Here is a 20,785-nt window from a genome sequence, read left to right on the forward strand (position 1 = left end):
ATGCTCTTTATTTAAGGGCAATTAGCTCAGTTGGTTAGAGCGCATGCTTCACACGCATGAGGTCAGAGGTTCGACTCCTCTATTGCCCACCAACAACTCACAAGAACCCTTCGCAATGATTTCCAATGTCGATAACCAAAGACAATACCTTGACTCACCGAAAGATACGCCATTCAAAATCGTTTATTTTCTCATTGCTTTTGCTTGGTATTCCTTTTCTTGATGCATGCAGAACAACTGAGAAAATGTCAGAAGATGAGGCACTTTTTTACGCAGAGAGAAACATCATTTTTTTAGATTTATCAATGAGGCTTTATAAAGGCTTGGAAATTGGAATAAGGGATGCAAGTAATAAGCAAATGGAATTAAGGAGTGATAGTCAAAAAACTTTTCGCCCAACTCCGGTGATGATTTCAAATGCTGCGATTGCTAATTCAATAGGAAGAAGAAAAACATTTCAAGAGGATTTCACATCAGCCTTGAAAGAATTTGTAAGTTCAAATCGCCTTTTCTCTTTAAGAACTCATTTGAATAATGAAACCGCTCTTATTCAAATTAATCCGCGCTTTTCAGTAAAATCTATTGAGCGAAGCGACGAAAATGAAAGGTGGAAAGTTCAAATTGCAGTGGCGTATTCGTTTGAGATTAGTCTGAATCATGAAATCCTAAAATCCGGTGTAGATCACTTTATTTATACTGCATACGCGCACCAAGAAAATGCGGAGTGGTTAAAAAACGAATTCGCTGAAGATGAAGCAATGCAACATAAGAGCAATTTTTGGGGAGAAATTCTTATCCCCTTAACCGTTTCCTCAGCGGTTGGAATCATTGTATATTTATTTTTTTCAGTTCGAACCAATTAACCATTTGCGCATTGCTTCGAGTTAATTCGAAGTCTAATAAGATTCATGAAAGCATCCAACAAAAATTTATTCTGTTTCCAGAAAGCAGTCAGTTTTTTTTTAATTAGCCTATTTATCCTTTCTATTGTTTCTTCCTGCAAATCGGTAGAAGGACCGGCAACGAACACCTTGCCCGATTTATTTGCCTATGCCAAAAGGCTTTACGAATACGGGGCTTATTCAGACGCGAATTTAGAGCTTCAGAAACTGACTTATACTTCTCGTGCGACTGAGTATGAGGATGATGTTCAGTTTTATTTAGGGTTAAGCTATTATCAAAACCGTCAGTTTTTACTTTCTTCCGATGCTTATCAAACATTGCTGCGAAATGTACCCGGCTCGCCCTATGGTAAGCAAGCTTTCTTTGGAATCGCTAGTTGTTATTATTCACTTTCTCCTACTTATGCTCTTGACCAAGAGTACACTCGGCGCGCAATCTCTCAATATCAAGCTTTTCTCGAAACCTATCCACCCCCAGACTCCGCTAAAATTGCCGAGGAAATCGACAACCTCAAAACACTCTTAGTAGCAACTGACGATAGCACACGAAAAACGCGGTATAATGATTTAATTTCAAGGTTGCAGGCTCAATATGGGCAATTAGACACCCTTCGATTAGCAGAAGAAAGAATTCAAATTTGCAGAGCCAAGCTTGCCCGCAAAACATTAGAAACTGCCAAGCAATATGTGAATCTTCGCGCCTTTCGCTCAGCCACACTTTATTTTGACGAAGTGATGACGAGTTTTTCGGATAGCGAACTTTACGAAGAAGCTCTTTTGGGGAAAATTGATATGCTAAGAATTCGTAAGCGGTGGCAAGATGCAATGGCTGAAATTGAAAAGTATGAAGATCGATTTCCAGCGAAAAAAAATGTAGTTGAGTCGGTCAAGAGAACCGTTGAGAGCGAATTGAGTGGAACGCAATCAGCACTTCAATATTGATCTTAAGAATTTCATGATGCACATTGCTTTGTTTGGCGGCTCCTTTGACCCACCACATTTGGGTCATTTTGCAATGGCACTTTTAATTCGAGAATTGTTTTCTCCCGATCAAATCCTTTTAAGCGTTTCCCAAAACCCATTCAAGACAGATTCAAGTGCAGAAACTTATCATCGTGTTGAGATGACCAAGTTAATGGCTCGTGAATTGAATAAAACAGGAGAGGTTTTTGAAGTGTTTGATTGGGAATTATCGAGACCCGCTCCCTCCTTTACCATCGATACCATTCGTTATATTCACGGGCAAAACCCTACTGCCCAATTAACACTCTGTATTGGCGAAGATAACTTCAATTTATTTTCGAAATGGAAGAACTATGAAAAAATTCTTACTTATGCTTCGCTTGCTGTGTTCAAAAGGCCAAGTCAAAACGGGCAGCCAATAAATGATTCATTTCTTATTGCACCAGAAGACTTGGAGAGGAAAGTTACGGTTATAGACTTCAATTCGGATTTTTCATCTTCGGAAATCAGAAAGAACTTAGCGACAGGTGAGTCTGTCGATGAAGGACTTTTGCCGGAGGTACTTCAATATTTGCGTAAACACTGCTTGTACAATGTGATGGGGTAGCAGGCCCCATTAAACCAATTTCGCGGTAATCATTTATGAATTTCACCGATTCTATTTTTTCGTCCCTTGAGCCGCATCCCAAAGACTTCCCCATATTTTTAAGTGCGCTTGCGATCATTTTCTCTCAACTTCTTATCACAGAGTTTTTGAAGCGAAAAAATATTATGAGCGCAGCGCATACGCGGAAAGTGATTCACATTCTGACAGGCGTTTTAATTTTTATTGCGCCAAATTTTTTTCATACCGGATTTTATCCTGCCTTGATTCCCTTAATATTTATTCCCATTAATCTCATTGCCGTTCGATTCGGTTGGTTTGAATCCATTCACGGCTCTGAAAGAGGTGAACTAACAAATCAGAACAAGATTGAGCATAACTATGGCACGGTTTATTATCCTTTCGCTTTTTTGATTTTAGTTGTACTGTTTTGGGGTTCACACACTTGGGTAATTCAGGTTTCAATGTTGGTATTGGCCATTGGAGATGCTGGGGCGTCACTTTTTGGAGAAAGTGTGAAGAAGCCTCATTTCTACAATTTGGCAGGGCGTGAATCAAAACCCAAAACAATAGAAGGTTCATTAATGATGTTTGGGCTTAGCCTTGTAATCATTTATCTCTCGCTGAAATTTTTTAAGCAGGAATCACTTGCCCTTCTTTCGATTGACGACAAAACACTTTTCGTGCTTTCAATTTCCCTTGCCTTGATTGCTACAGCCACAGAAGCACTTCTTTCCGGAGGAATCGATAATCTTTTTGTCCCTCTTTCCGTGGCTTATCCAATGGTGATTTTTGATATTCAAGGTGCTGAAATGATTCGAAATATTATTTTGGCAACTTGTATTTCTTTTCTCTTTGTTAGACTTTCTGTATGGCTGAAATTCCTTAATGCGAGCGGGGGAACCGCCACCTTTCTTTTCGGTGCAAATATTTTTTGTATGGGAGGCGTAAAGTGGACCGTACCTGTTTTAGCATTCTTTTTACTTTCTTCAATTCTTTCCAAAGTTGGGAAGGCTAGAAAAAAGAAATTTGATTTAATCTTTGAAAAAGGGTCACAGCGAGATGCTGGTCAGGTGTATGCGAATGGAGGGATTGCTTGGTTAATAATGATTTGGTATTCTTTTACTCCAGAACCAATTCTTTTCGTCGCGTTTTTGGGCACCCTTGCCGCGGTTCAAGCCGATACGTGGGCAACTGAAATTGGGACGATGTTGCGGAACCCTAAGCCTGTTTCAATTATTTCTTTTAAGCCAGTGGCACCCGGAACTTCCGGAGGTATTACGGTCACAGGTACATCCAGTGCGTTTCTGGGTGCCGCAGTGATTGCGTTAAGCGGGTGGTTGATTGCAAGCAGTGAAATCCGGAGTCTCTTTGGGGATGGTTCATCAAGCGGGTTGCTCGAGGCGATTGGATGTATCGGTTTGGCGGGGTTAATTGGAAGCTTGATTGATAGCTTCTTAGGTGCAACAGTTCAAGCAATGTATTTCGATGAAATTCGCCAAAAGGAAACTGAGCGAACACATTCGCGTAAAGAGGATGGGACACCCATTGAAAACCGACTCATTAAAGGATACCTTTGGGCTGACAATGATTTGGTGAATTTAATTTGTGCAATATCCGGTGCAGGAATATCTGTTATCATCTATTCCTTAATTTAATTTGACTTTATTTACAAACTGAACTTTAATTGATATTTACCCAAATGGTTTTATGAAGATTGATATGAAAAAAAACGGAATTTTATTGCTCTCTGCGTTACTCATTGCTTCACTAATTTTCACAGAATCAAGTTCGCTTTATGCACAAACATCTGCCGGCAGTAGCGCAACAACAGAGGCACGATATCTTTACAACATGCCTACAGCCGGAGTTTTAAAGAGAGGAACTTACGCAATTGAAGGTTGGGCGCATAGCGAAGGAGGAACCATTTTACTTGCAAGTGTCGGCCTTTCAAATCGATTCACTTTTGGAATTTCGTATGGTGCTACAAATCTCATTGGTTCAGGAAATCCAAAGGGGAATAAGTACCCCGGCGTAATGGCACGATATCGATTGTTGGATGAAGAAATCGCATTTCCTGCAATAACATTAGGATTCGAATCTCAAGGAAGAGGAAATTGGATAGGAAATCGGTATGAACGGAAAGCGCCCGGACTTTTTGCCGTCGCATCCAAAAATTTTGAAATGCTTGGGTTTATCACTTTTCACGGTGGTGTGAGTTATAGTGCATTAGAAAGAGAAGATGATGCGAGCCCTAATTTCTTTTTTGGGGTTGAAAAAACAATTGGTCAAGAAATTTCGATATACGGGCAATTCGATGCAGGTCTCAATGATGACACAACGCCTTCTTTTGGAAACGGAAGAGGCTTTTTAGATTTGGGCGTTCGATGGTTTGCCGGAAGTGGAATTACAATCGAAGTAAATTTTTCGAATGTGCTTGATAACTACAAAAACATTGGTGCCATTAATCGAAGCATTCGTTTGGAGTATGTAGGTTTGTTTTAGAATGAGGTCTATGAATTTTCTTGGAGTAAGTCAATGATTTTTTGATCCTCGGAATACTCTTTTGTTTTAATCGACTTTAATTCAACCAAGCGATTTACAACATCCTTAATTCGCCCAACTTGGGTGCGGCTGTTTTGAATCATTCGAAGTGCTTTTTGTAACTCAGCACCCTCAATTGACTCTATATCTAATCTATTGGCCAAAAGCTCCAAATATCCTGAAATTACCGAGAGTGGATTATTAATTTCGTGTGCGAAAGTGACAGCCGTTTGAGTAAGTATCTTCAGCCGTTCATACTCCTGTTGCTTTTCTTTTAATCGATAAATTCTTGAACCCACCCACACTCTTAAAGCCAATTCATTCATATTAATTGGTTTTTCAAGGTAATCATCCACACCTGCATTAAACGCATGCGTGCGACTTGCGATTCCTTCCTGTCCGGTAATCATGATAAAATAGGTAGCAAGAAAATTGGGGTTGGCACGAAGTGTTTTACAAAAATCGATGCCGCTTTTATGTGGTAGATTCCAATCACAAATGACGATAGGGAAGGTTGACTTTTCGATTTCTAATTCGGCAAGTTCTATTGAAACAGCCGTGACCACGTCGCAGCGATGCCGCTTTAAAATTTCCGATACGATACGTAACGAATTGACATCATCATCAACAATCAAAACCTTTGCGCCAATATTCGAAAGGGAAAAAGTGTCTTCAAATATCACGTGTTCAAAATTGAAGTGTTAAAGAAAAAAGCAAATCAAATAGACGAGTTAATCGATTAAATGCAAAATATACTAATAACGACTTAAATCACTTCATTGACATTACGTTTTTCAAGTGCTTTGCTAACGGCGGCGTTCATAACTAATCCAGCAAAATTTGTGGTCAGTTGATTGGTTTTTTCAGTTTGGTCGGTGATTAAATTTCGGTCAGCACTTTGTAGTGCACTTTTTAAGTTTGAGATTGCTTGGCGAATTTCGGACTGTTCATTTTCAGGTAAGGTATTGAAGAGTGAAAGGTTTGATGAAATTGATTTTTCGATGGCGGCAATCATCGATTCCGCCTCAACCCGAGATTCAATGAGCAGGCGCTCTTCGACATCAGTCTTTGCATTCATGAAGCCGGCAAGCAACATTTCTTCAACTTCCTCATCGGTAAGCCCGTAAGTGGGTTTCACTTCGATGCTTTGCGTTTGATTGGTTCGTTCATCCTTTGCCGTGACTGTTAAAATACCGTTGGCATCGAGCCCAAACATAACAAGGATTCGGGGCATGCCGGCTGGTAATGGAGGAATCGGTTTTAAGGTAAATCTGGCAAGGCTGCGATTATCCTTTACAAGCTCTCGCTCTCCTTGAAGCACATGAACATCAATGCCGGTTTGGTTATCAACAGAGGTCGTGAATTCTTGAGCGACTTTAATGGGAACCTTTGTATTTCTTGGGATAATTGGAACAAATACACCACCGACGGTTTCAATGCCGAGCGAAAGTGGGGTAACATCTAAGAGTAAAACATCGTCTGTATCACCCGAAAGAACGCCCGCTTGGACAGCTGCTCCTAAAGCAACAACTTCATCAGGGTTGAGCTTATCGAAGGGGACTTTTCCTCCAAATATTGATGAAACGAATTTTTTCACAAATGGGGTACGCGTCGAACCGCCTACAAGTACAATAGAATCAATTTCTTGTGAGGTTAACCCGGAATCTTTCAGAGCTTTTAGACAGGGCGATTTTGTTTTTTCGATAACGGGAGCGATGATGGATTCAAATTCATTTCGGCTTATAGTACGTTCGAACCACTGCCCGCATACATCCAGTCGAATTACAGTTTCTTCATCTTGCGTGAGTTCGCGTTTGGCGGTTTCGCATGCTCTTTTCAATCGCTCACGAATTTGGATATTTGTTGTAAGGTCAAAAGAAAACCGTTGAAAGATTTCGTTGGAAACCACGCTCAAAAGAGCATTATCAATATCATCGCCTCCCAAATGTGTATCGCCATTAGTCGAAAGCACTTCAAAAATTCCATCTTCTAATTTTAAAATTGAAATATCAAATGTTCCACCACCAAGATCATAAACGGCAACTGTTCCCGCTTTTGATTTATCGAGCCCATAAGCCAAAGCTGCTGCCGTTGGTTCATTGACAATTCGAAGCACATCGAGCCCGGCTAATCGACCGGCATCTTTCGTCGCTTGTCTTTGCGCATCATTAAAGTAGGCGGGAACAGTAATTACAGCTTTTAAGACGGGCTCTTCAAAATAATCATCAGCCCAGCGCTTTAATTCACGAAGGATAAAAGATGAAATTTCAATTGGCGTAAAGGCACGAACTTCTTTACCATTCGAAATTTCGATTTTTGCAAGTCTCTCACCTTCTCCCACGACTTTATATCCCAAACCGGTAAGTTCAGGTTGAATATCTGAGTAAGCTCTTCCCATCAAACGTTTAACCGAATAAATACAACGTTCGTGACTGTCACTTTGGAACTCTCTTACAGCTGAGCCAACGATTGGTTTAAAATCGTCATCGAAGTAAACCAATGAAGGGACAATGCGTTCTTTGGTGTATTTATTGGAGATAATTGCCGGTGAATCTCCGTGCATATAAGCAACAAGGCTATTCGTGGTTCCGAGATCAATTCCGATTATTCTTTCTCGTTTAATACTTCCGGTACGAATATCAATTGGTATGCTTGGCATAAAAATAAAGTTTGAATTATTAACCTAACACGAAGCCGACGGGTTACGTGCCTTATATCGTTTCGAGAAAACAAGTTTGCTTAATAAGCAAGTAAGACATGTGAGTCGTAGTTTTCTGGATTTAGAAGAATTATTCATTGTGTTTTGGGACAGTAAAGTGCATTTCAGTTCCCTCACCCAAATCTGAAATAATCCAGATTTTTCCACCATACTGCTCAATGATTTTTTTGACGATGGCAAGACCAACGCCACTTCCTTGCCCATTAGGATTTAATCGTTCAAAAATTTTGAATACGCGTTCGTGATCGTCGGGATTGATGCCTATCCCATTATCCTTGACATAAAACTCCCAATGAAAATCAGCTTCAATAACGCCGACGATGATATGAGGAGTTTCAGAATTTGAGGTGTAGCGAACGGCGTTTCCTATGAGATTCGTAAGTACTTGTTCAATTCGGCGGCGAGGATATCGAACCTGCGGGAGATCAGTTGCAATATCAATAATTGTTTTCTTCGATGAATACTCTCCCCAATAATTTTCTGCAATGGATTGAACCATCTTATAAGTATCCACAATATCATAACGAACATTTTCATGAGAGACGCGAGAGAGCTCGAGTAACTCGACAACCATATCCTCCATATTTTTGGCGTTATAGCGAATGCGTTCCAAACAATAACGGCTGTCATAATTCATTTGCTCATAATTCATTTCCTGAATTTGAGAAGAAAAGCCTTGAATGGAAATCAGCGGTGCTCGTAAATCATGAGAGACAGAGTAAACAAAGTTTTCAAGATCGGCATTTTTCTGAGCAAGCGTTTTATTAGCCACAGCAAGTGCTTTCATCAAATTTCGTTTAAAAAGATTTTCGCTGAATACACTTGAAATGACGCGCGCGAGTCTCATTTCTGAACTTGTAATTTTTTTTCCTTGAATGGTAAGAACCTGAAGCACGCCTAACAGTTCTTTTGAAGCAACCAGCGGAAGGCTGTAGAGGCTTTGCGCGTTCAGTTCCTTTAATGGTTTTACCAAATAGTGAAGTGAGGGCTGACTTTGAACATTTTCAACAATAATTTCTTTTTGCTCAAGAGCTGTTTTAACTGCAATTCCGATTTCTTCAGGTTTGGTTTGATAAGTACTTACTTTTTGAAGGAGGTTTGGGTTATCAAAATCACGGGTATTCGTAAGGGTAAGGCGCTCCTCAGCTTTATTAAACGAGTAAATAAAGATGATGGAAGGCGAAAAGATTTCCCCAAATTGTCGAACCAATTCTTGTGCGGCATCCGTGAAATTTGTAGCATTTTCGACGATAGACGTTGTGCGGATAATGGCCTCGCGGGCAAGTTGTTCTTCTTTTTCATAAGTGATGTTTTGCATCAGTACCTTGAACCCGCTGAAAGCAGCATTAGCATAAACCAATGGGGAGAACTCGGCTAAAAAGATGGAGAGAACATTTTTTGAATTGTAAAGCTTGATTTCAGTTTTTGAAATGCTGCCACTTCTTGTTTCTTCCACTGCTTGTAGAACACGCTCTCGATCATTAGGTTGAAGGGATTGAAAGAAATCAAACCCTTGTAGATTATCGCGGCTGACATCGAAAAAGATTTCGCCGGTTCTGTTCATTTCCTTCGGTTGAAAGGCATCGTCACAAATGAGAATTATTTCTGCCGTTGAATCAAAAAGGCTTCGGTATTGAAGCTCGGTGAAAAGTAACTCCTCAGTTCGTGCACGAATCGCTTCGGAAAGCTGCTCATAACTATAAGTTTCTTCGTTGCTGATTTCCTCCTGAACCGCATTGATTCTCGAATTCATTTCAATTACCCGCGTTTGAAGATTCTTTAATCGATCGATAATCACAAACATTAATGCGCTTGACGCGACAGCAAGGATAAGAATCAGCGAGGCGGTATAAATGAAATGAGTCAGAAAAAAATCATCAAGAAAAAAAATGATAAGGGCAATAAGGCAAACGAACGCAAAGTTTATCAGGGGGAGAGAAAAACGAATTGGAATAGTCTTTAGCGTTTGGAGCGCTTTGATAAGGTTATGTTCATCATCAAAAAATTGTCTTGGCATTATTTTAAGTTCGAATCAAATTTTTGACAATGGTTTCGGGTTTAATTCCCTCTGCTTCTGCACTAAAGTTGGTAATGATTCGATGTCTCAATACCGGTAAAGCCACCGCGCGAATATCGGCAATTTCGGGCGTGAATCTCCCTTGAAGCAAGCAGCGGACTTTTGAAGCAATAATTAAATACTGTGAGGCTCTTGGGCCAGCTCCCCAACTTACAAACTGTTTCACCTCTTTCTCTTCTGTAACACTAGGCCTAGTTTTGGATACCAAAGACACAGCATAATCAATCACATTATCTGCAACCGGAACCGAACGTGTCAGTTCTTGATATGCAATAATTTTTTCAGCATTCATAACTTTTTCAAGCACTGGCCGATAGGTGGAAGTTGTTGACCTAACGATTTCTTTTTCTTCGTTAAATGAGGGATACTCTATCCAAAGATTAAACATAAATCGGTCAAGTTGGGCTTCTGGAAGAGGATAGGTTCCTTCTTGTTCAACGGGGTTTTGCGTTGCCAACACAAAAAAAGGCTCGGGTAATCGATAACGTTTTCCGGCAGAAGTCACCTGATGCTCTTGCATTGCTTCAAGCATTGCAGACTGCGTTTTGGGAGGCGTGCGGTTGATTTCGTCTGCCAAAACAATATTGGCAAAAAGTGGACCTTCAAGAAATTTGAACTGCCTCGATTTGGTAACAGCATCTTCTTCTAAAATTTCAGTGCCTGTAATATCGGAAGGCATTAAATCGGGAGTAAATTGAACTCGTCGAAAATCTAGCGCAAGAACCTTAGCGAGTGTTGAAACCAACAATGTTTTTGCCAATCCCGGTACACCAACCATTAACGCGTGACCCCGAGCAAGAATGGTCATCATCAATTCGTCAATGATTTCTTCTTGCCCGATTATCACTTTCCCCATTTCCTTTTTCAATCGGTTGAAATCGAAGGCTAACTCTTCGGAAAGCCGAATGAGCTCGGAGTTACTTTTGGTGTTTTCTGTATTCATGAAATAAGTTTGCCGGAAGCGAATTAAAATTTATAGTTCGGAGCGATTATTGGTTGTCTTTCCATTCTTCGTACCAAGCCATTTGAATGGCCTCAAGTTTACTTTCGTTAGACTGTTTCGCATCATCACCAAATTCTTCGAGCTCAAGAACAAATTTGTGCAAATCGGTAAACCGAACAGTGAGCGGGTCTGTCGAAGGCATTTTTTCAAAGAGCAAAATGCCAATATCCTCTGCGTCTTTCCAAGTTAATTTCATTAATTATAAGATTTTATGAAGCTGAAAAAAGTTCTTCGCGTTCTTTCTTTTCTCTTTTCTTTTGTACTGCAAGTGAAATAAAAATACTGAGCTCATAAAGAATGAGCATCGGAACGGCAATGACAAGCATTGTCACAGCATCCGTTGAGGGTGTTACAAGAGCAGAAATGATTAAAATAGCAACAACGGCGTGACGCCTGTAATGCCTCATAAATGCTGGTGTTAAGAAGCCAATCTTTGAGAGGATGTAAGAAACAAAGGGGAGTTCAAAAATTAGCCCGGTTGTAAGCATTGTCCCAATAAAGAAGCTCATATACTCATCAATCGAAATATTGTTCTCAATCAGAGGCGAGCCGAAAGTAGCAAAAAACTTTAGCGAAATCGGTAGTACAACAAAGTAGCCGAAGGAAATTCCGGATAAAAAACAAATTGACACAAACAAAACGACAAATCGTGCTGCTTTTCGTTCTTTCGGCAAAAGCCCGGGCAAGATGAATTGCCAAATTTGATGAAAAATAATTGGAAACGATACCGCAAATGACGAAAAGAGTACCGCCTGAAGATATAAGGAGATTTGACCGTAAGGAACAAGGTTTTGAAGTTTTGCATTTGGGTTCGAAAGTTTCAACGGACGAAATAGAACCTCATTGATAATAAAATCAGCAAAATAAATGCAAACTCCAGAGACCAAGAGAAGAGAAAGTATGGAACGCATCAATCTGCCTCGTAATTCTTCGAGGTGCTCGATGAATCCAACTTCTTCCGCATGTTTTTCGACACGCGCCATATCTACTTTATATTATTTAAATAGAATGAATAATACCTCATTCTATTTTCGGTTTGTTCAAAAATTAGTTCAGATTTTTCTTATCGAATCACTTTTTCAGGATTTGATAAAGCATAATTTTTCCAAGACGATCCACGGTTCGGTTTTTCTTTTTTTTGTTTCAAAAGAAAACTCAATGCGCCGGTTTCACCACCATTTGAATCGATAGAATTCTCCTGATAAAGATTAGGTTTCATTCGGAAACTGTCACAAAGAGCGATGCCAAGTGCATCTGATGCATCCTTCCATTTCCCGGTATCAGAAAGATTGAGAATTTTTTTAATCATAAATTCAACCTGTTCTTTTGAGGCATTCCCTTTACCTGTTACGGATTGCTTGATAACCCTCGGTGCATATTCATTATACTCCAAATTTCTTATCGCAGATAGCACCATCAATGCACCACGAACTTGTCCGAGCTTTAAGGTTGATTGAATATTTTTCCCGTAAAAAGCAGTTTCTATGGCAAAGCGCTTGGGTTTATGAACTGAAATGAGCCTTTCAAGTGCGTCATAAATAGATTTAATTCTTTTCGGCATCGTCTCGCTCGTGGTGGTGCGAATGATTCCAAAATCGAGAGTATGAAAATTGCCACTCTGAATTTCGATAATTCCATAACCGGTAATCAAAGTGCCCGGGTCAACGCCAAGAATAACCATTGAATTCAAAATGAATTAATCGCCAAATTCCATCAAATAACGCTCGATAAAATCATCCAAATCGCCATCCATTACAGTTTCAACATCAAAGCGTTCAAAGTTTGTACGATGATCTTTCACGCGGCGGTCATCAAAAACATAACTGCGTATTTGAGAGCCCCACTCTATTTTCTTTTTCTTTCCATCAAGTTCGCGCTTTCTTGCTTCTTCTTCTTCTCGCTTTTGTTGATAAAGACGAGATTTCAACATCTTCATTGCGCGTTCTTTGTTTTGAAATTGCGAGCGCTCCTGTTGGCAAGCCACGACAATCCCCGAGGGGACGTGGGTAATTCTTACTGCAGTTTCAACTTTATTTACATTTTGCCCGCCTTTTCCGCCACTTCGAAAGGTATCGATCTGCAAGTCATCGCGGCGGATTTCAATTGGCACATCTTCCGGCGCTTCAGGAAAGGCATAAACGCTCGCAAAAGAGGTATGCCGCCGTGCATTCGAATCAAACGGAGAGACACGCACCAATCGATGAACGCCGTTTTCCGCTTTGAGATATCCGTAGGCATAATCGCCCTGAATTTCAAGAGTTGCTGTTTTAATTCCGGCACCTTCACCCTCTTGATAATCATCGGTGTAAACCTTAAAGCCTCGCCTTTCAGCCCATCGCATATACATTCGGTAGAGCATATCCGCCCAATCTTGCGCCTCAGTGCCACCCGCGCCGGCATGTATGGTTAAGATGGCGTTCCGTTTATCATCCACACCAGAAAGCATATTTTTGAATTCCAGCGAAGTAATGTCTTTTTCTAATGCGTCAATATTTTTTTGGGCAGATATAAGATAAGACTCCTCCCCAAGTTCGGCCGCGACTTCAATGGATTCACGTTCACCATTCGCTTTTTCTTCAAGGGCTTGAAAAGACTCAATCCAAATCTTGTGCTCCGCAATTTCTTTAAGCGTTTTTTGGGCTGTGGTATTATCGCTCCAAAAATCTGAGGCAGCGGTAGTAGCTTCTAAAGTTTGAACAGATTCGATACGATGATCGATGTCAAAGAAACCTCCGTAATTGAGAAAGTCGTTCAAAAAGTGTGGTGAGTTTTTCGCGTTCTAATTCAAACATTGTATTCAGATGAATAATTAAAAATTAATTTTGTGATAGTTCAACAATTGTCGCTCCCGTTCCGCCTTCATCCCAATTTCCGAGCCTAAAGGATTTAACTCTACGGTCACTTTTCAGATAATCGGAAATCCGTTTTCTTAAAGCGCCGGTTCCCTTTCCGTGAATGATATCAACAGAGATTAACCCATTTTGGATTGCGCCGTCGATAAAACGGGCTACATCTGTGATGGCCTCTTCACCGGTTTTACCGCGTAAATCCAACCGTGTGCTGAAATCTTTGATTTCATGAATTGAAATCCCGCCATAATTTTTGGGGGTTTCAACCGCGTCTTTACGGGATAGTTCGCGAGCATCTTTTGAAGAGATTTTCTCCAAATTTCGAAGTGCGGTTTTAAGCCTAAAGTTACCAATTGAAACAAAGGCATCCTCATCAGAAACTTCAAGGATTTCCCCAAAGGTTTGAGAATCTATAAGTTTAACTTTATCACCGGGTCTAAATTGCGAATCCAGTATAGTTTTTTCAACAATTGGCTCGGTATCTTTTGCGACAGATTTCCTCATGTCTTCAACCGACCTTCGCGATTGCTTGATGACCTCAGGGTCTGCTTGTGAAGACTTAATATCTCGAATCGCTTTCTCAATAAGTGCATTGGCTTCAGCCAAAAGCCGTTTTCCTTCAGCCATACTTTGACGGCGTAAATCTTTGCGCTCTCTTTCAAGTTCCAATTTCGATTTTTCAACTTGCTCTGTAAGGCGTTTTAATCTTTCGTTTTCAGATCGAAGTGTGGTGCGTTCTTCAATTGTTTTTTGAAGTTCTGAATTCAGGTTGATGATTAATTCCTCGAGTGCATGTTTGCTTTCGCCCAATGCGATTTCAGCATTCTTTAAGATATGTGGGGCAAATCCCATTCGCTTTGCCATTTCAAGTGCGAAACTGCTGCCGGGAACTCCTACCTGAAATCGGTAAGTTGGCCGCAATTCAACACTATCAAATTGCATAGATCCATTAATGACGCCCTCCTTTTGATGTGCATAAGCTTTCAAAGTTCCTTGGTGCGTGGTTACAACAGTTAATGCATTTCTTACTAAAAGACTCTCTAAGACGCCTATTGCAATGGCGGCGCCTTCATCAGGATCTGTGCCGGAACAAATTTCATCGATGAGAACAAGACTTTCGTTTGTGGCTTCGTCAAGAATAAATTTGAGATTACGCAAATGAGAACTGAATGTTGAAAGGTCGTTTTCAATTGATTGTTCATCACCTATTTCTACAAAAATCTGATCGAAGAGTGTGAGGTGCGAATCTTCACGACAAGGTAATAAATAGCCGTGTCGGAGCATTTCTGAAAGTAACCCAAGCGTTTTAAGCGCCACTGATTTCCCCCCGGCATTTGGGCCGGTGATTACCAAAGTTCTTGAGTTTGCACCAAGTTCAAGCGAAAGCGGTTCAATGCTTTTGCCAGTATTTCGATTGGATAAATAAAGCCAAGGATGATAAGCATTAATGAGTCTTAGCGCTTTTGTTTCTGAAAAATTGGGAAGTACGGCTCTCATCATAATCGCAAGCCTAGCTTTTGCATAGAGCGCATCAAATTGCGAAAGGATTTCTTGTGTGGAGAGTAAGTTTTCAAGGTAAGCGCGAAGGTCGCGGGCTACTTCTCTTAAGATCCTTTCGATTTCACGAATTTCTTCGATTTCTAACTCTCGAATCTCATTTGAGAGCATCAGAGTTTCGGCTGGTTCAATAAAAACAGTATGACCCGATTGGGAGAGATCGTGAATAAAGCCTTGAACAGAATATTTATGCTCAACCCGGAACCCAAGAACCAAACGTCCATTCCGAATGGTAACGCCTTCTTCCATCAACATGTTCTTTTCAGCGTATCGTCTTTGGAGTGCATCAAATTTGCGACGTAAGGAATCTCTACGATTGGCAAGGCGAGAACGAATGTCTGACAAGGCGTCGGATGCGGTATTTTTTACTTCGCCAAAATCATCAATAATTCGTGAAATTTCATGTTGGAGCGATTTCTCCATCCACAAATTTTCAGTGAGTTGATTGAGATTGGGGTAGGTCTCACGCCGATTAAAAATAAATTTTTTCAGTTGTGAAGAAAGCCGAAGTGAAACGCCTACAGCAAGCAACTCTTTCGGAAAAAGAAAATTATTTTCAATGGTAAGCTTTTGATAAATAATTCGGGTATCGGGCATTGATAATATGGGAAGCTCTTCACCCGATTCCATTAGTAATTTTAACTCTGCCGTTTTTTTTAGTTCAAATTGCAAGGCGGTGGCACTAAGAAAGGGTTGCTCAATTTCAAGCTTTGACCTACCCATATCTGAAATACAGAGGGTTTCAGCAAATCGCTGAATTTTATCAAATTCTATTTTTTCTGAATTTTTCATTACAATTTTATATGAACCTTCAAAACGGTGCGCCAAAGATAGACGTTTCAAATAAAAGCCCACAGGCAAATATCAAGAATTTGAAGTGGCCGTCAGGAAAAATCAACGTAACTTGGTCACTTTTTTGAGAACAAGGATAAACTTTGATTTTATTTTCCTAAATTTTCAAATTAATAATTTGGGCTATCACTAATTTGTATTATAAGTCCGCTTTGAATTTCATGACCGCACGGATTCTTTTTTTTATATCCGCGATAACTCTTTTTGCTCAACCACTTTTTGCACAGCAACGGTGTTTTACCTACACCGATGAGAACGGGCTTCCCAGTGTATTGACAAAAAACATTGTAAAAGACCGCGATGGAATTACGTGGATTGCAACCGATGCAGGTCTTGTAAAATTTGATGGAATTAAATTCACCACGTTCACCGATAGCCTACCAAGCCCTTATGTGAAAGAAATATTCAAAACCTCCAAAGGCGAACTCGTTATTGTAACCGATTTTGGTGTTGGATTTATTGAATCATTTGGCAACACCATTCGATATTCTGAGATCGCTTCCGGGAATAATGTTCCTTCAGAAAGAGGTCTTTATTATCCAAAGCAAGTTTTCGAAAGTTCCGATAATGCATTATGGTTTAGTGAACCAAATGCAATTGTTCGATTTGGCACAAAATCAGGCTCTGCAGAAAAGTTTAATCGATATACTTTTGACCCCGAATATCAAAGCGAAAGTTATTCGCGTTCATTCTCACTCGTGGAAACAGAGGATAACCAATTAATCTGTGCCGCGTGGAAAGGCACTTTTTTTGTATTTGATGCCATTGCTGATAAGTTTGTTCCAATGCTCAATATAGACTCCACAAGTTCAGACACTGTTTCTAAAATTGGGAAATTTTTAATCAACCAAATTAAGCAAAGCAAAACCTATGGCTTGCTCGCGGCAACAAGTTGGGGCGTTTATCAAGTTATTCCTTCAAAGGATTTAAAGACGGTTTCTTTGAATCGTGTTATTGCTTTAGATGGTGTTTCCTCTTTTATAGAAACAGCTTCCGGCGAATTTTATTTAGGGACTTGGTTGCAAGGCGTCTATTATGCTAAAAAAGGACAGGTTAGACCAGAAAAACTCAATGAGATTCAGTTCAGTGTTGTTCATAACATTGCTCCTGACGACAATGATGGCATTTGGTTTGCAACAGATGAAGGAATTGCGCTTGTCCAAAAAACGTTCTTTCGACCTCTTCCACTTCGAGGCAAAAGAGTTTTTATTCAAAGTATCAGTTCCTCAAATGATCAAAGCGTGCTCGTTCAAGATCAAGAGAATGCATATTTAATTTATTCTCCTTCGCTTGATACCCAAAAAGTTATTGATACCACGCATCGTTCTTATCCAATTCTAAGTTCCGACGAAAATCTTTTGGTAAGAGTAATCCCAAAAAACCCAAATCATTTGCTCTTTGCAGCAGCGGGCGGTAGAAATGATCAATGGATGTCTTATCAAGATGGTGTTGTTGAACATTATATCAATGGTACGACCTATCGTATTGAGTTACCCAAGCAAGTCGATGAATTAATCACAAAAAGAATGGATGCGTTGATTGTTGATCGAGAACAAGGGCTTTGGGGAATTGCTTCAGGTTTGGATCGGGTATTAAGAATCGATGCAAGGCACCGTGTCACTGAATATGGAAAGAGCAAAGGAATTACAAGTGCACCCTCTGTCTTGAAGGAAACCAAACGAGGGTTTCTCTATTGCGGTGCCAGTGGAAATGAATCTTACCTCTTTCGGTTCGATCTGTATTCCGACCGTTTCATTAATATCAGCGTACCACTTCCATTTAAACCAAAGGTTCCGCTTGTTGTTCATGACCTCGCCTTAAACGAAGACGGTACGGTATGGATTGGAACTAATCACGGACTGCTTCGATACAAAGATGGATATGTTGATCAAATTGAACTCGCCGGACTTCTCGAACAGCCTACCATCAAAGCACTGTTACTTGATGAAAAAGATCAATTGTGGATTGGGACTCAAAAAGGCGTATTGGTTTATAACCAAACTGAAATAACCCCGTTTCAAAAGCAGGAAGGCTTGCCGAGTACTGAGGTGATTTACCGAGGAATCATAAATGATGATAAAAAAACTATTTGGGTTGGTACTTCAAATGGGTTAGCCTTTTGGCAAGCAATTACCGATTCTTTACCGGTAACCCCACCACCGCGAATTACTTCGATCGTTGTGAACAGAAATGAAAACCGTCTTGACTTATTAAATAATATCTTCCCCAGCAACGCTTTCTTGGAATTTGGTTTTGCTCCAAGAATTTTGCCGGCAGAAAGAGCGTTGTTTCAATATCGCATTTCCGGGGTTCAAGAATGGTCGTTACCAAGTTCAGAAACAAATTTTGTTTTGCCTTTGCTTCCAGCGGGAGACTACAATTTGGAAGTTCGAACGCAGCAAGCCGGTTATCAATGGAGTAAACCAATTACATACACTTTTTCCATTTTATATCCGTGGTATCAACGTTGGTGGATGTTTGTGGCTTATGTTATTCTTTTCGGTATCACCATTTTTTATATACGCAAGTATAATTCCACACTTGCAGACCGTAGGAGATTCGAAGAAGAACAGAGAAAAATGGTTTCATTAATCGAATACAGTTCAGAATGTATTGTGATGATGTCTCCCGAGGAAGATCTTTCATTTATCAACACCTCTGGTCAAATCATGCTTGGTATCGATTCTCCAGACGAAATGAAAAACAAGAAAATGTCAGACTTCATTTACGGGAAAGATCAAATGCTTTACCGGCGAATGATTTACCCGACGGCTCTCTTGAGTGGTCAATGGTCGGGGGAAATCCGCTTTAGACATTTGAAAACAGGCCTTGATATTCCAGTTCAATACAATTCATTTGCCATTCGTGATGCCAAAAGTGATCGAGTGGTTGCAATAGCTTCGATAAGCAGCGACATCACTCTTCGAAAGCAAATTGAACAGGCTCTGATTGATGCACGCGAAGAAGCCTTGAAAGCCGCACAACTTAAGGCAGAGTTTTTAGCCAACATGTCTCACGAAATTCGAACCCCGATGAACGCGGTTATCGGGATGACAGGTCTTTTGCTTGAAACCCCGCTTAACCACGAACAGCGTGAATATGTAGAAACAATTCGAACCTCAGGTGACGCTCTGCTCACCATTATTAACGATATTCTTGACTTCTCTAAGATTGAATCAGGCAAACTTCAATTGGAAAATTATCCGTTCAATTTGCGCTCTGTTGTCGAAGAAGTCTTAGAACTTTTTGCTGTCAAAGCGGCGGAGAAAAACCTCGATATCGCTTACATTTTCCACGATAACTCTCCGATGCGAATCATCAGCGACGCAACGCGTTTAAGGCAGATTCTCGTTAATCTTGTGGGAAATGCTGTAAAGTTTACGCCTTCCGGTGAGGTTGTGATTGAAGTATCAGTTGAAGAAACCGGAATTATCGAAAAGAAATCGCTGACTGAACAGCTTGCTGAAGGCGATGTAAGTGAAATCGATGTCACAAAACTTGATGCCAGTGTTCGTGATGAATTACCTTCAGCAGAAGAAATGGAAAAATTGAAAGCTGAAATGCCACCGAAGCCTGCTGTCAAACCAAAAATGCGTTTACTCTTTAAGGTTCGAGATACGGGCATCGGTATTTCACGAGAGGGAATTAGCCGCTTGTTTCAATCCTTCTCTCAAGTTGATTCTTCTACCACACGACGCTATGGTGGAACGGGGTTAGGCCTTGCAATTAGCAAAAGGCTTGCCGAGCTAATGGGTGGAAATATGTGGGTCGATTCTGAAATCGGCACCGGTTCAACCTTCTCATTTACTTTGCTAACTGAAGCGCTTCCTAATTCAAGCGAAGACGTCCGAATGCCAAAAATTAGCCTTGCTGGCAAGAAAATGTTGATTGTGGATGATAATGCTACAAATCGCCGCATTTTGCAGCTCCAAGCCAATGTCGCGGGAATGCTTTCTATTGAAGTAAATAACGGCGAAGAAGCGCTTGAAATTATCAAGCGCGGCGAGCATTTTGACGTCGCTATTCTTGATTACTTAATGCCTGAAATGGACGGGGTTTCGCTCGCACTCGAGATCAGAAAAATGCGTTCTCCAGAACAGCTTCCGATTGTAATGTTAACCTCGATTGGAAGAAGAGAAGAAAATGCAGTGGCCAACAGCGTAAACTTTGCTGCTTATATCTATAAACCCATTAAACAAGCACAGCTTTACGAAATTTTAGAAAACATCTTTAGAAAAGTTGACAATCAAAGTGAATTGGCGGTGGCCTCACCCCAACAGCTCGATGGGAATTTGGCACAACGAATCCCGCTTCGAATCCTTCTTGCCGAAGATAATGCGGTTAATCAAAAGCTCGCGATTAAGCTGCTCGAAAAAATGGGATACCGAGCCGATATTGCCGGTAATGGGTTGGAAGTAATTTCAGCATTGAAACGTCAATCCTATGATATTATTTTAATGGACGTCCAAATGCCGGAAATGGATGGACTTGCCGCAACGCGCCAAATCCGTGCTTTGTGGAACGACTATGAAAGGCCGTTTATCATTGCAATGACAGCCAATGCAATGCAAGGCGACCGTGAAATGTGCCTTGAAGCCGGAATGGATGATTATCTTAGTAAGCCGATACGCGTGGCAGAATTGCAAGCCAGCCTTGAACATTGGGGAAAGCTAAGAATTGAATCTCAAAAAAAGTTGCAAATCAGCTAATTTCCT

The 20,785-nt window shown here is 40.5% G+C and carries 15 protein-coding genes and 1 tRNA gene; 7 read left to right on the forward strand and 9 right to left on the reverse strand.

Annotation, left to right across the window (positions count from 1 at the left end):
• Positions 1-15: 15 nt before the first annotated feature.
• The 6 genes from SFU91_09245 (at position 16) to SFU91_09270 (ending at position 4,974) form a co-directional block, all read left to right on the forward strand.
• Positions 16-92 (forward strand) — tRNA-Val (locus tag SFU91_09245).
• 33 nt (positions 93-125) lie between these two features.
• On the forward strand, positions 126-863 hold the full coding sequence (locus SFU91_09250) for a hypothetical protein (protein MDX2129206.1): 738 nt from the start codon (positions 126-128) through the stop codon (positions 861-863).
• Positions 864-908: 45 nt separating this feature from the next.
• On the forward strand, positions 909-1,844 hold the full coding sequence (gene bamD, locus SFU91_09255; protein MDX2129207.1) for an outer membrane protein assembly factor BamD: 936 nt from the start codon (positions 909-911) through the stop codon (positions 1,842-1,844).
• A 13-nt stretch (positions 1,845-1,857) separates the two neighbouring features.
• A complete protein-coding gene (gene nadD, locus SFU91_09260) occupies positions 1,858-2,472 on the forward strand; it encodes a nicotinate (nicotinamide) nucleotide adenylyltransferase (protein ID MDX2129208.1) in 615 nt (204 codons plus the stop codon).
• A gap of 35 nt (positions 2,473-2,507) precedes the next feature.
• Complete coding sequence (locus tag SFU91_09265; GenBank protein ID MDX2129209.1) at positions 2,508-4,127, forward strand: DUF92 domain-containing protein; 1,620 nt, start codon at positions 2,508-2,510, stop codon at positions 4,125-4,127.
• Positions 4,128-4,191: 64 nt separating this feature from the next.
• Positions 4,192-4,974 carry a hypothetical protein gene (locus SFU91_09270; GenBank protein MDX2129210.1) on the forward strand — a complete coding sequence of 261 codons (783 nt, stop codon included), beginning with the start codon at positions 4,192-4,194 and terminating at the stop codon, positions 4,972-4,974.
• A gap of 8 nt (positions 4,975-4,982) precedes the next feature.
• Here the strand turns inward: SFU91_09270 and SFU91_09275 are convergent, their stop codons facing one another.
• The 9 genes from SFU91_09275 to SFU91_09315 form a co-directional block, all read right to left on the reverse strand.
• Positions 4,983-5,696: a response regulator gene (locus tag SFU91_09275; GenBank protein ID MDX2129211.1), complete on the reverse strand. Its 714-nt coding sequence runs from the start codon at positions 5,694-5,696 to the stop codon at positions 4,983-4,985.
• Positions 5,697-5,779: 83 nt separating this feature from the next.
• A complete protein-coding gene (gene dnaK, locus SFU91_09280) occupies positions 5,780-7,672 on the reverse strand; it encodes a molecular chaperone DnaK (protein MDX2129212.1) in 1,893 nt (630 codons plus the stop codon).
• Between the two features lie 130 nt (positions 7,673-7,802).
• Positions 7,803-9,749, reverse strand: coding sequence for an ATP-binding protein (locus SFU91_09285; protein MDX2129213.1), 1,947 nt, complete (start codon positions 9,747-9,749; stop codon positions 7,803-7,805).
• Between the two features lie 4 nt (positions 9,750-9,753).
• Positions 9,754-10,752 (reverse strand): AAA family ATPase, encoded by a 999-nt coding sequence (locus tag SFU91_09290; GenBank protein MDX2129214.1) that lies wholly within the window; start codon positions 10,750-10,752, stop codon positions 9,754-9,756.
• Between the two features lie 46 nt (positions 10,753-10,798).
• On the reverse strand, positions 10,799-11,008 hold the full coding sequence (gene iscX, locus SFU91_09295) for a Fe-S cluster assembly protein IscX (GenBank protein MDX2129215.1): 210 nt from the start codon (positions 11,006-11,008) through the stop codon (positions 10,799-10,801).
• A gap of 13 nt (positions 11,009-11,021) precedes the next feature.
• The gene (gene tatC, locus SFU91_09300) at positions 11,022-11,795 is read right to left on the reverse strand and encodes a twin-arginine translocase subunit TatC (GenBank protein ID MDX2129216.1); all 774 of its coding nucleotides are present in this window, start codon (positions 11,793-11,795) and stop codon (positions 11,022-11,024) included.
• 80 nt (positions 11,796-11,875) lie between these two features.
• The gene (gene ruvC, locus SFU91_09305; protein MDX2129217.1) at positions 11,876-12,493 is read right to left on the reverse strand and encodes a crossover junction endodeoxyribonuclease RuvC; all 618 of its coding nucleotides are present in this window, start codon (positions 12,491-12,493) and stop codon (positions 11,876-11,878) included.
• Positions 12,494-12,508: 15 nt separating this feature from the next.
• Positions 12,509-13,604 (reverse strand): peptide chain release factor 2 gene (prfB, locus tag SFU91_09310; protein MDX2129218.1). Its coding sequence is split into 2 segments (ribosomal slippage): positions 12,509-13,543 and positions 13,545-13,604, totalling 1,095 coding nucleotides; the frame shifts between segments, so codons are not numbered across the junction.
• A gap of 24 nt (positions 13,605-13,628) precedes the next feature.
• Positions 13,629-16,010 carry an endonuclease MutS2 gene (locus tag SFU91_09315; protein MDX2129219.1) on the reverse strand — a complete coding sequence of 794 codons (2,382 nt, stop codon included), beginning with the start codon at positions 16,008-16,010 and terminating at the stop codon, positions 13,629-13,631.
• A 221-nt stretch (positions 16,011-16,231) separates the two neighbouring features.
• Between SFU91_09315 and SFU91_09320 the strand changes: the two genes are divergently transcribed.
• Complete coding sequence (locus tag SFU91_09320; GenBank protein ID MDX2129220.1) at positions 16,232-20,779, forward strand: response regulator; 4,548 nt, start codon at positions 16,232-16,234, stop codon at positions 20,777-20,779.
• Positions 20,780-20,785 lie beyond the last annotated feature (6 nt).

The organism is Chloroherpetonaceae bacterium (assembly GCA_033763895.1).
Taxonomy (GTDB): Bacteria; Bacteroidota; Chlorobiia; order Chlorobiales; family Thermochlorobacteraceae; genus JANRJQ01.

Bases quoted from the DNA above. Each gene is read 5' to 3' on its own strand.
- SFU91_09250 (MDX2129206.1), top strand. From the start codon at position 126: ATGTCGATAACCAAAGACAATACCTTGACTCACCGAAAGATACGCCAT.
- bamD (MDX2129207.1), top strand. From the start codon at position 909: ATGAAAGCATCCAACAAAAATTTATTCTGTTTCCAGAAAGCAGTCAGT.
- nadD (MDX2129208.1), top strand. From the start codon at position 1,858: ATGATGCACATTGCTTTGTTTGGCGGCTCCTTTGACCCACCACATTTG.
- SFU91_09265 (MDX2129209.1), top strand. From the start codon at position 2,508: ATGAATTTCACCGATTCTATTTTTTCGTCCCTTGAGCCGCATCCCAAA.
- SFU91_09270 (MDX2129210.1), top strand. From the start codon at position 4,192: ATGAAAAAAAACGGAATTTTATTGCTCTCTGCGTTACTCATTGCTTCA.
- dnaK (MDX2129212.1), bottom strand. From the start codon at position 7,672: ATGCCAAGCATACCAATTGATATTCGTACCGGAAGTATTAAACGAGAA.
- SFU91_09285 (MDX2129213.1), bottom strand. From the start codon at position 9,749: ATGCCAAGACAATTTTTTGATGATGAACATAACCTTATCAAAGCGCTC.
- SFU91_09290 (MDX2129214.1), bottom strand. From the start codon at position 10,752: ATGAATACAGAAAACACCAAAAGTAACTCCGAGCTCATTCGGCTTTCC.
- iscX (MDX2129215.1), bottom strand. From the start codon at position 11,008: ATGAAATTAACTTGGAAAGACGCAGAGGATATTGGCATTTTGCTCTTT.
- tatC (MDX2129216.1), bottom strand. From the start codon at position 11,795: ATGGCGCGTGTCGAAAAACATGCGGAAGAAGTTGGATTCATCGAGCAC.
- ruvC (MDX2129217.1), bottom strand. From the start codon at position 12,493: ATGGTTATTCTTGGCGTTGACCCGGGCACTTTGATTACCGGTTATGGA.
- SFU91_09315 (MDX2129219.1), bottom strand. From the start codon at position 16,010: ATGAAAAATTCAGAAAAAATAGAATTTGATAAAATTCAGCGATTTGCT.
- SFU91_09320 (MDX2129220.1), top strand. From the start codon at position 16,232: ATGACCGCACGGATTCTTTTTTTTATATCCGCGATAACTCTTTTTGCT.